Origin of the sequence: Tsukamurella sp. 8F, from assembly GCF_029167375.1 — a bacterium.
Lineage (GTDB): Bacteria > Actinomycetota > Actinomycetes > Mycobacteriales > Mycobacteriaceae > Tsukamurella.
The window spans coordinates 55,129-65,741 of the sequence record NZ_JARFTP010000024.1 but is presented as its reverse complement, the minus strand read 5'-3'; the positions used below and the strand labels follow the sequence as shown (position 1 = coordinate 65,741).

The following is a 10,613-nucleotide window of genomic DNA, read 5'->3' as shown; positions in this document are numbered from 1 at the left end:
TCAAGGACAGCACCTCGTCTCACTGACCCGCAATAAGTTACGCACCACCACCACAGAACGCAAATCGGCAGGTCAGCGTCTAGAACCGACGGGGTGCGGCTATCGGGAAGGCACGGGCCCGTCGTCGGGTCCGGGCGTGGCCCGCACGCCGAACTCGGGTAGTAGCGGGGTGAGGCCGAACCGGCCGCTGCCGTCGGGCATCACCTGCACCGCTCGGACCCCGTGCGCACCGCCGAGCGTGCGCAGATCTTCGCCCGTCCCGTAGACGACCACCCCGACCACGGACGCGGCGCGCGCGCGGAACCTGGTGGCGCTGACCGATCCGATCGCAGTTCCCCGCTCCCCCGGCGCCACCAGAGAGGGCGCCTCGAGGGCCGCGAGCACGTTCGCAGCGTCGAGGCCCGCGGCGCTCTGGCCGGGCGCTACCGGCACCGTGGGGGTCTGGACGCGTGGGACAGGCACCCGCATCAGCAGCCGCCCGATCCGCACCCGATCGGCCAGGTCCGCACCTATCCGTTCCCACACCTGCGACGTCGTCCACTCGGCCGCGAACGACACCAGCGCCCACCGAGGCCCCGTCGCGGGTGCGGCACGCAGCGACTGCCCGGCGGTCGCCACGTACTCCGCGACGTCCTGACCGGGCTCGGGGCCGAGCCGGTCGCCGTCGAGGGCGCGTGGCGCGAGCGGGCGAGCCGCACCCAGCGCGTACAGAAGCGCGACGACCACCACTCCGATCAACGCGACCTGCCCCCATACCGGCACGCGCAGACCACGCACGAAGGCCCTCAGTGCTCCCGCAGCACGTCCAGCGCGTGCTGCAGGTCGGCGGGGTAGGGCGAAGTGAACTCGACGTACTCACCCTTGGTCGGGTGCGTGAATCCGAGCGCGCGAGCGTGCAGCCACTGCCGCTCCAGGCCGAGACGTTTCGCGAGCACCGGATCGCATCCGTAAGTGGTGTCACCGCAGCACGGGTGGTGCAGCGCCGAGAAGTGCACCCGGATCTGGTGCGTTCGCCCCGTCTCCAGGTGCACATCCAGCAGCGACGCGGCCGCGAATGCCTCAAGGGTGTCGTAGTGCGTGATCGACGGCTTGCCGTCCTTGGTGACGGCGAACCTCCAGTCACTCGACCGGTGGCGCCCGATGGGCGCGTCGATGGTGCCGCTCGACGGATCCGGGTGTCCCTGCACCAGAGCGTGATAGCGCTTGTCGACGGTCCTCTGCTTGAATGCCCGCTTGAGCACGGTGTAGGCCCGCTCGGACACGGCCACCACCATCACCCCCGACGTGCCGACGTCGAGCCTGTGCACGATGCCCTGACGCTCGTGCGCGCCCGACGTCGAGATCCGGAACCCCGCGGCCGCGAGCCCGCCGATGACCGTCGGGCCCGTCCACCCGACGGATGCGTGCGCGGCGACGCCGACGGGCTTGTCGACGACCACGATGTCCTCGTCGGAGTACAGGACCGCCATGCCCTCGACGGGCTCGGCGACGATCTCGAGGGGCCGGGCCGGCTCGGGCAGCGTGACCTCGAGCATCACGCCGGCCGCGAGCTTGTCCGACTTGCCCGCCGGAGAGCCGCCGAGGAGGACCGAGCCTTCGGCGGCGAGTTCCGATACGACCGTGCGCGAGAGTCCCAGCAGCCGGGCCACGCCCGCGTCGACCCGGAGCCCGTCCAGGCCGTCGGGGACGGGCATCGTCCGCGTCTCACGCATCGTTCGTCTCCTTCTCGCGCGTACCGCCCGCGAAGCCCTCGTACGGGTCACGACCGAACACCGTCAGCCCCACCAGCAGCACGGCCGCGCAGCAGATGGCCGAGTCGGCCACATTGAAGACGGGCCACCACCCGACAGACACGAAGTCGACGACGTGGCCACGCAGCACGCCGGGCGAGCGGAAGATGCGATCGATCAGGTTGCCGCTCGCACCGCCGACGACGAGGCCGAGGCCCACCGCCCACCACAGCGACTGCAGCCGCGAGCCCATGCGGATCACCCACACGATGACGCCGATCGCGATGAGCGAGAGCACCCAGGTCATCCCCGTGGCCATCGAGAACGCTGCGCCGGAGTTGCGGATCAGGCGCAGGGTCACCGCGTCGCCGATGATGCGCACCGGATGTTCGGGATCGATCTTCGCCACGACCAGGCACTTCGTCAGGATGTCGAGGGCGATCACCGCAGCCGCGACGCCCGCGAGCACGAGGCGTGTATGCGCGCGTCGGGGAGTGGGCACCGTGCCGGGTCGGTCGTCGCCGGTGCCGACGGGTTCGAAGTCCATGCCGTCCATGATCCCCTACGCGGTGGCGTGGTGGCCGCAGGCCGGTACCGTCGCACCCGATATGAGTGCCTCCCGAGCCCGCCGCAGACATCTGGTCGCGGCCCTGGTCCTGCCGTTGTCCACCGTCGCCGCGTGCGGCGCGTCCGGACCCGGCGCCTCGCCGAGCTCCGGCCCCGGCAGTGCACCGCCGCGGCCCTCCGTCCCGGCACCCGCCGCATCGGCGGGATGCGCCACGGCGCTGCCACAGCCTGCGCCGGGCGCGGTCACCGTCGACATCCCCGCCGCGACCGTGAAGGTCACGGATCCGGGCTCCGAGCCCCGGCGGCTGCTGGCGCAGCGTCCCGCCCGTACGCAGGTCACGAAGCTGTTCACCAACTCCCTGCAGGTGTCCCAGGTGACCGGGGACCAGCCGTCCGGCGGCAACCGTGACGTCACGCTTCCGATCACGGCCCAGCCGTCGTGCTCGGACCCGGGCGACGTCGCGCTGTTCTTCGGGGCCCCTACGTCCACGGATCCGGCTCTGACACAGTCACTCTCGCCGGAGGCGGGCACCGTCGGGCACCTGCGCGCGACCAGCGACGGGCAGGCGAGGTCTATCACCCTCGCACCGCCGGCGGGCGTGGCGGCGGAGGCACAGTCGACCTTCGAACAGGCCCTGCTGCAGACTCTCAGCCGCACGGTCGCGCTACCCGCGGATCCCGTGGGCGCTGGCGCGCGGTGGACCGTCACCCGCCGGCTGACCGGGGAGACCGACCTCACCCAGACGATGACGGTGACGGCGAAGACCGTCGGGGTCTCGGGCACCGTCGAACTCACCGCCCACGTGGACGAGTCCCCCGACGACTCGGTCTTCCGGGTGCCCGGCAGCAACACGCAGCTGGCGATCACGAGCTACACGTCCGAGGGACCGGCCGACGTCGATCTCGACGCCGGCCTGCCGCTCCCCACCGCGGGCGGTGTGACGTTGCAGGGTGGCCGCACCCTGACCGGCGACGAGCAGGGCCGCACCCTCGTGCAGAAGACCGGTTTCACGTACCGGTTCGGGGGCTGATCCTGCGCCGGTCCTTCCCGCGGGGGCCTAGCCGCAGGAAGGGGTGGAGCGACCCAGCTGCTGCAGCATGCCGCATGCGTAGGTGCGCTGGAGCTTCCACTTGCCGTCGTCGAAAACGAAGGTCACATCGGCGCTCTGGTTCTGCCCGTTGACCATGGCCGACACGGTCGCCGTCGCCTGTCCGGGCGTAGCGAGCTTCGGCGTGCCCAGCTGCCACGTGAACTTCGGGTTGTCCTTGCGGATCTTGACCAGTTCGTCGAACATCGGCGCGTCGGCGGCGGTCGCGCCCTGCACCAGATCGATCTTCTCCTTCGAGGGCACGTCCGGGTCGATGGCCCGGTTCAGCATGGCCTCGAGCTGCGCCGCGGTGGGCGCCTTGTTGGCGGACGTCGAATCCGCCTGGTCCGCGGCGGCGGTTGCGCTGAGCGGGGGCGGCGGCTTCAGGTCGTCACCGGACGAGCACCCCGCCAGGGACACGGCCGCGAGCGCCGCCATCGTGGCCACCAGGGTCTTGCCGTACTTCACGTCACACTGTCCTTTGCTGCGGTGGTCGTCGGCTGGTCAACGTAGACCACTATGCCAACCGATCTCCACCCGCGGCCGTATTGACCGATCCGGCCGGAGCGTCGAAGCTGCTCGCATGACCACCCGTGTCGCCGTCCTGTCCACCGGAGGAACCATCGCGAGCCGCCGCGACGACACGGGGGCGGCGGTGGCGAGTGTCACGTCGGCGGACCTGGTCGCGGGGCTTGCGCCCGCCGACGTGGAGGTCGCGACGCGGGACCTGTTCACCGTGGACTCGTCGGCCCTCACGCTGGAGCAGCTGGACGCCGTGCGCGAGGCCGTCGCCGACGAGCTGGCCGACCCGGGCGTGGCAGGCGTCGTCGTGACGCACGGTACGGACACCATGGAGGAGACCTCGCTCCTCGTGGACCTGTCACACGCGGACCCGCGGCCCATCGTGTTCACGGGGGCACAGCGCGCCGCGGACGCGCCGGAGCCGGACGGCCCCGCCAACCTCGCCGCCGCCATCGCGGCCGCGGCCGATCCGTCGCTGCGCGGATACGGCGTACTGCTCTGCTTCGGCGGCTCACTCCGGACGGTGCGGGGCGTCTCGAAGGTGCACACGTCGCGGCCTCAGCCCTTTGCGGGCGGGGCGGAGGTGCCGGCGCCCGTGCCACGACGGATGCTGCTCTCACCGCGTCCTGTCGCGGGCCTGCGAGTCGAGGTGGTGTCGTCCTATCCGGGCGCCGACGGTGCAGTGCTCCGCGGCGTCGTCGCCGCAGGCGTCGACGGCGTGGTCCTGCAGGCGACGGGCGGCGGGAACACGACGACCGCGGTGGCGGACGCCGTACGGGACGTCGTCGAGGCGGGCGTTCCGGTCGTTGTCTGCACGCGCGTGTGCGAGGGCGTCGTCGACGCCGAATACGGCGGCGGCGGCGGCGCGCTCGACCTGATGCAGGCGGGCGCCGTGCTGTCCCGGCGGCTACGCGCGGGCCAGGCGCGGATCGCGCTGCTCGCGCTCCTCGCGTCCGGTGTCGGAGAACAGTGGATCACGACGTACTTCGCGGTGTGAGGGTGCTTCGCCAGGTTATGGCAGGCAGCGGGTGATCTGCTGGGTTCAGCAGTAGTCGCGCTTGGCCGAGTACATCTCGCGATCGGCGCGGATGAGGGCGGCGTCCAGATCCTCCATCTCGGGATCGAAGACCGTGACGCCTACCGACACACACGGGCGTCGAGCTTCCATGGCACCCGTGGTGACGGCGGTGATCACGTCGGCGATGTCGGCGGGCCCGGAGCCGTCCTCCCCCGCAGGAACCAGCACGACGAACTCGTCGCCGGACCAGCGCGCGATCAATGCACCCGGCAGTGGCGCGCCCCGGAGAGCATCCGCCACCGCACGCAGCAGCCGATCTCCGGCCGCGTGGCCGCGGGTGTCGTTGACCGCCTTCAGATCGTCGACATCGGCCATTGCGAGGTAGGTGGGCCGGTAGGGATACGTGGCGCGCGCCGCCTCACACAGGCCGCGACGGTTGAGCAGACCCGTGAGCGCGTCGTGCCGCACATCGTGTTCGAGGTCGCCGAGCGGCCCCCACTCCTCGATGATCGTCAGTACCAGCACCTCGTCACCGCGGTGCACGACCGCCTTGCGCACCCGGGCACGGATCACCGCACCGCTCTTGTGCAGCAGGCGCCGGTGCACTACACCACCCTGGGAAAGGCCCGCGAACATGTCGTCGGCCTGTGCGTTGCGGACCGAGAGGTCGTCCGGGTGCACCACACGCGACGAGTCCAGCTGGAGCGCCTCCTCCAGCGTGTAGCCGAGCATCGCGGCGAACGCTGGGTTGGCCTGCACGACGGCGCCGTCCTCGCCGTGGATCACGACCGCCAGGTCGGTGGCCGCGAGCAGCGACCAGTAGGCGTCGGCGTCGAGCTCGGGCATGGTTTCCCTCTGCATCGCGTCCTTTCCCCCTGGTGACCGTGGTCTTCGGCCTCATTCCGACTGCAAACGGTTCACTACCGTAACCGACCGATACGTCGTTTGCATATACACGGGTTCAGAGAGATTCGGATCACCTCTAGTTCATCCACTGTCACCGTCGTGGTCCGGCCAGTCGAGCGAGTCGATCGGATCGGCCTCCACGAGCCCCTGATCGTCCACTGGGAACGACCGCACGCGCCCCGGACCCGTCGTCCGGGTCTCGAATCTCACCGACACTACGCCGTGTCCCGAGCCCTGTATCCATCCATGACCGAATTCGCTGTGCCGTACGTCCATTCCCGTCCGCCACCGCTGCTCCGTCGGAACCGCCGTACCGGCGGCCGGGCCCGGCGCCGACGCTCCGTCGTCGTGCGGCCCGCTTTCGGGCTCGACGCTCGCGTCGACTCCCGACGTCCCGGCGGCCGGAGCGACACCGTCGAACTCTGGAAAGAGCGCGAATTGTTCGACGGTACTCAGGCCCGAGAATCCGACGCCGACGAGCCGGATCGCTCCCACGTCCACGGGATCGAGAGCGAGCCGCTGCGCCTGCGCGAGGAGCGCGGTGCGGTCCGTCGTCGCGTATGGCAGCGTCGCCGAGCGCGTGAGGATCGACATGTCCGACCGCTTGAGCTTGAGCACCACGGTGCGCGCCCCACGCCCGTCCCGCTCGAGCCGGCGCAGAGCGCCGTCGCAACTGCGCTCGATCTCCCGACGCAGAGCCGGGAGGGAGGTGACATCGCGCTCGAGCGTGTGCTCGGCGCTGATCTGCTTCGCCTCGGCGCGGACCGTGACGGGTCGATCGTCGACGCCGCGGGCCAGCGACTGCAAAGCGGGCCCGACCGTAGTTCCCAGCACCGACGCCACTTCGACATCCGACAGCGCCGCGAACTGCCCGATGGTCTCGATCCCCAAGCGCGCCAAACGATCCCCTGCCACCGGGCCTATCCCCCACAGCTTCCGCACGGGAAGCGGGTCCAGCACGGCCTGCTGCTCGTGCGGCGCGATCACCAGCACGCCGTCCGGCTTGGCCAGCCCGGAAGCGATCTTCGCCGTCTGTTTGCCCGCACCCGCGCCCACCGACGCCGTGAGGCCGGTCGCTACGCGGATCCGGGCGCGCAGGTTCTCGGCGAACGCGACGACGTCGGGCTTCTCGGCGCCGGCCAGTTCCTCCGGCTCCCCGAACGCCTCATCGAAGGACAGGGTCTCGAGTACGGGTACGAGCTCGCGGACGGCCCCGAAGACGCGGCGGCTGGCCGCCGAATAGACCGCGCCCCGCGGCGGCAGGACGACGGCTCCGTTCCCGACGAGCCTGCGCGCCTGGTGCATCGGCATCGCCGAGCGCGCGCCGTACACGCGGGCCTCGTAACTCGCACCGGCGACGACGCCGCGGCCGCCCAGCCCCCCGACGAGGACCGGACGGCCGCGCAGAGTCGGCCGCGTGAGCTGCTCCACGGATGCGAAGAACGCGTCCATGTCGAAGTGCAGCACCCAGCGGGCGGCCATGGGACCGCCTACGCCACAGTGAGCTTCGCGGTCACGCCGTCGCCGACGTCGACCGGGTCCGCACCGTCTGTACCCACAGGCAGATCGTCTACGACCTCGAACGACGTGGCGAGCACCTCGCCAGCGATGAGAGCGCGGTGCCGTAGCGCCCACTCCTGGCGGTCGGCGGGCACTGCGAGCACAAGCGAGATACGGTCGGACACATCGAGGTTCGCCGCCCGGCGCGCCTCCTGCAGCTCGCGGATCCGATCCTTGGCCCAGCCTTCGGCCTCCAGGTCCTCGGTCACCGTGAGGTCGAGAACCACCAGGCCCGCGCCTCCCGGCAGCTCAGCCGTCGAATCCGGCTGCGTCGCAACGAGCCTGCGCGTGTACTCGCCCTCCTGCATCGGTACCCCACCGACGGTGATCGCTCCGCCCGACTCGGACCAGTCACCGGCCTTGGCAGCCTTGATGACCGTCTGGACGTCCTTGCCTAGGCGCGGACCGGCCGCGCGGGCGTTGACAGCGAGCTCGACGCGGCCGAATCGCTCGGTGTCGGTGGACAACCGGACGTCCTTGACGTTGACCTCGTCGCGGATGAGTGCCTTGAGCGGCTCGAGCCGCTCCGAGTTCGGGCCGGCGACGGTGAGCTCGTGCAGCGGGAGCCGCACGCGCAACCGGTTCGCCTTGCGCACCGACGATGCAGCCGAACACACCTCGCGCACATCGTCCATCGCGGCGACGAGCTCGTCGTCGTGTGGCAGCGCGTCCGCCTCGGGCCAGTCCGCGAGATGCACCGATTCGCGCCCCGTGAGACCACGCCAGATGACCTCGGTCGCCATCGGGAGCAGCGGAGCGGCGATGCGGCACACGGTCTCGAGAACGGTGTAGAGGGTGTCGAAGGCGTCCTTGTCGCTGCCCTCCCAGAAACGCGAACGCGAGCGGCGCACATACCAATTGGTCAGAGCGTCGAGGAACAACCGGATCTCGTCGCATGCGTCGTCGATCCGCGTGACCTCGAGCGCCGCCGTCACGGCGTCGCGCGTCAGCGCCAGCTTCGCCAGGATGTACCGGTCCAGCGGGTCCACCGAATCGGTGCGCCATGTCGCCTCACCCTCCGCGTACAGCGCGAAGAAACTGTACGCGTTCCACAGCGGCAGCAGCGCCTGGCGGACGCCCTCCCGGATACCCTGCTCGGTGACGACCAGGTTTCCGCCGCGCAGGATCGGGCTGGCCATGAGGAACCAGCGCATCGCGTCGGAGCCGTCGCGACCCAACACCTCGTTGACGTCCGGATAGTTGCGCTTGCTCTTCGACATCTTGAGGCCGTCGTCGCCGAGCACGATTCCGTGCGCCGCGCACGTGCGGAAGGACGGGCGGTCGAACAGCGCCGTCGCCAGCACATGCAGGTAGTAGAACCAGGCGCGGGTCTGCCCGTTGTACTCGACGATGAAGTCGCCCGGGTAGTGCGTCTCGAACCAGGCCTGATTCTCGAACGGGTAATGCACCTGAGCGAACGGCATCGACCCCGACTCGAACCAGCAGTCCAGTACCTCGGGCACGCGGCGCATCGTCGAGCGCCCACTCGGGTCGTCCGGGTTGGGTCGGGTCAGCTCGTCGATGTAGGGACGATGCAGGTTGGCGGGGCGCACGCCGAAGTCACGCTCCAGTTCATCGAGCGAGCCGTAGACGTCGACGCGCGGGTACTGCGGATCGTCCGACACCCAGACCGGTATCGGCGCGCCCCAGTAACGGTTCCGGCTGATACTCCAGTCGTGCGCGCCCTCCAGCCACTTGCCGAACTGACCGTCGCGGATGTGCTCGGGCACCCACGTGATCTGCTGGTTGAGCTCGACCATGCGATCGCGGACGCGCGTCACCTCGACGAACCAGGACGTCACGGCCATGTAGATGAGCGGTTGCCCGGAGCGCCAGCTGTGCGGATAGCTGTGCTCGATCGTCTCGTGCCGCAACAGCTTTCCGGCGGCCTTGAGGTCCTTGATGATCACCGGGTTCGCGTCGAAGACGAGCATCCCCTCGTACGGCGGCACCGCGGATGTGAACTTTCCGCCCGGGTCCAGCGGCTGCACCACCTCGATGCCGTACGCGCCCGTGGCGAGGTCCATGTCCTCCTCACCGAATGCGGGCGCGAGGTGGACAACGCCGGTGCCGGAATCGGTGGTTACGTAGTCGGCCAGCAACGTCACGTGAGCCTTGGGGTGCCCCGCGAAGAAGTCGAAAGGCGGTTCGTAAGCGGCGAATTCGAGATCCGCCCCCTTGTAGCGTCCCTTGACCGGCGGCTCATCCCCCAGCTCCCGCGCGTACTGGGGCAGTCGCGCCTCGGCCAACAGATACTCGCCACCGTCGGCGCCGACGACGTGCACGTAGTCGAGCTCGGGGTGCACCGCGATGGCGAGGTTCGACGGCAGGGTCCACGGCGTGGTAGTCCAGATGAGCGCCTGCACGCCGTCGAGGGCCTCGAGCTTCGTCCCCTTGGTACGCAACGGCATACCCACGGTGACCGCCGGGTCCTGGCGCATCTTGTACGCATCGTCGAGCTTGGACTCGGCGTTGGAGAGCGGGGTCTGCTCAGACCAGGAGTACGGCAGCACGCGATAGCCCTGGTAGATCAGACCCTTGTCGTAGAGGCTCTTGAACGCCCACATCACCGACTCCATGAAGTCGATGTCGAGCGTCTTGTAGTCGTTGTCGAAGTCGACCCAGCGCGCCTGGCGGGTCACGTAGTCACGCCACTGGTCCGTGTACCGGAGCACCGACGTGCGGCAGTAGTCGTTGAACTTCTCCACGCCCATGGTCTCGATCTCGGACTTGTCGGTTATCCCGAGCTGGCGCTCGGCCTCGAGCTCTGCCGGGAGGCCGTGGGTGTCCCAACCGAAGCGCCGGTCGACCTTGTAGCCGCGCATGGTTCGGTAGCGCGGGATCAGATCCTTGACGTAGCCCGTGAGCAGGTGGCCGTAATGCGGCAGCCCGTTGGCGAACGGCGGGCCGTCGTAGAAGACGAACTCCTCGGCACCCTCGCGCCCCTCGATCGACCTGCGGAACGTGTCGTCCTTCGCCCAGTAGGCCAGAACGCGCTCCTCGAGGTCGGGGAACGATGGGCTACCGACCGCGCCGGAGCCGGTCATGTCGGTCTTGGGATAGGGGCGGGTCTGCTCACCCACGGCGTCGTCTCCTCATGCCTCGTCGCTCGTGCCTGCCTGGCACGGGGACGACGCCCGGCGTCGCCGGGTACCGCGGTACCACCCCGCTTGCCGCACCGCGAGACGGATGCAGCCACTTCGTTCGGCTGTGACGGGCCGC

9 protein-coding genes are annotated in these 10,613 nt (G+C 69.9%); 2 read left to right on the top strand and 7 right to left on the bottom strand.

The annotated features are described in order from the left end of the window. Positions 1-99: 99 nt before the first annotated feature. Genes P0W64_RS16910 through lspA form a run of 3 tightly spaced genes read right to left on the bottom strand, consistent with a single transcriptional unit; the run spans position 100 to position 2,277 of the window. Positions 100-777, bottom strand: a complete 678-nt coding sequence (locus tag P0W64_RS16910) for a hypothetical protein (RefSeq protein WP_275481324.1) — start codon at positions 775-777, stop codon at positions 100-102. Positions 778-785: 8 nt separating this feature from the next. Then, entirely contained in the window at positions 786-1,712 is a 927-nt protein-coding gene (locus tag P0W64_RS16905) for an RluA family pseudouridine synthase (RefSeq protein WP_275481323.1), read from the bottom strand. Further along, positions 1,705-2,277, bottom strand: coding sequence for a signal peptidase II (lspA, locus tag P0W64_RS16900; RefSeq protein ID WP_275481322.1), 573 nt, complete (start codon positions 2,275-2,277; stop codon positions 1,705-1,707). The genes P0W64_RS16905 and lspA overlap by 8 nt, the downstream gene beginning before the upstream one ends. On the opposite strand from lspA, the gene P0W64_RS16895 reads away from it, so the two are divergent. Beyond that, positions 2,276-3,328, top strand: a complete 1,053-nt coding sequence (locus P0W64_RS16895; RefSeq protein WP_275481321.1) for a hypothetical protein — start codon at positions 2,276-2,278, stop codon at positions 3,326-3,328. The genes lspA and P0W64_RS16895 overlap by 2 nt on opposite strands. A gap of 27 nt (positions 3,329-3,355) precedes the next feature. On the opposite strand, the gene P0W64_RS16890 is transcribed toward P0W64_RS16895, so the two are convergent. Continuing rightward, positions 3,356-3,853: a hypothetical protein gene (locus P0W64_RS16890; protein WP_275481320.1), complete on the bottom strand. Its 498-nt coding sequence runs from the start codon at positions 3,851-3,853 to the stop codon at positions 3,356-3,358. A 115-nt stretch (positions 3,854-3,968) separates the two neighbouring features. Here P0W64_RS16890 and P0W64_RS16885 point away from each other — a divergent pair, with 115 nt between their 5' ends. Then, a complete protein-coding gene (locus P0W64_RS16885; protein ID WP_275481319.1) occupies positions 3,969-4,904 on the top strand; it encodes an asparaginase domain-containing protein in 936 nt (311 codons plus the stop codon). Between the two features lie 45 nt (positions 4,905-4,949). On the opposite strand, the gene P0W64_RS16880 is transcribed toward P0W64_RS16885, so the two are convergent. From P0W64_RS16880 to ileS, 3 genes are all read right to left on the bottom strand, one after another. Beyond that, positions 4,950-5,771 carry a sensor domain-containing diguanylate cyclase gene (locus P0W64_RS16880; protein ID WP_275481318.1) on the bottom strand — a complete coding sequence of 274 codons (822 nt, stop codon included), beginning with the start codon at positions 5,769-5,771 and terminating at the stop codon, positions 4,950-4,952. 141 nt (positions 5,772-5,912) lie between these two features. Further along, the gene (locus P0W64_RS16875) at positions 5,913-7,313 is read right to left on the bottom strand and encodes a DNA polymerase IV (protein ID WP_275481317.1); all 1,401 of its coding nucleotides are present in this window, start codon (positions 7,311-7,313) and stop codon (positions 5,913-5,915) included. Between the two features lie 8 nt (positions 7,314-7,321). Next, positions 7,322-10,438, bottom strand: coding sequence for an isoleucine--tRNA ligase (gene ileS, locus P0W64_RS16870; RefSeq protein WP_275481331.1), 3,117 nt, complete (start codon positions 10,436-10,438; stop codon positions 7,322-7,324). Between the last annotated feature and the right edge of the window lie 175 nt (positions 10,439-10,613).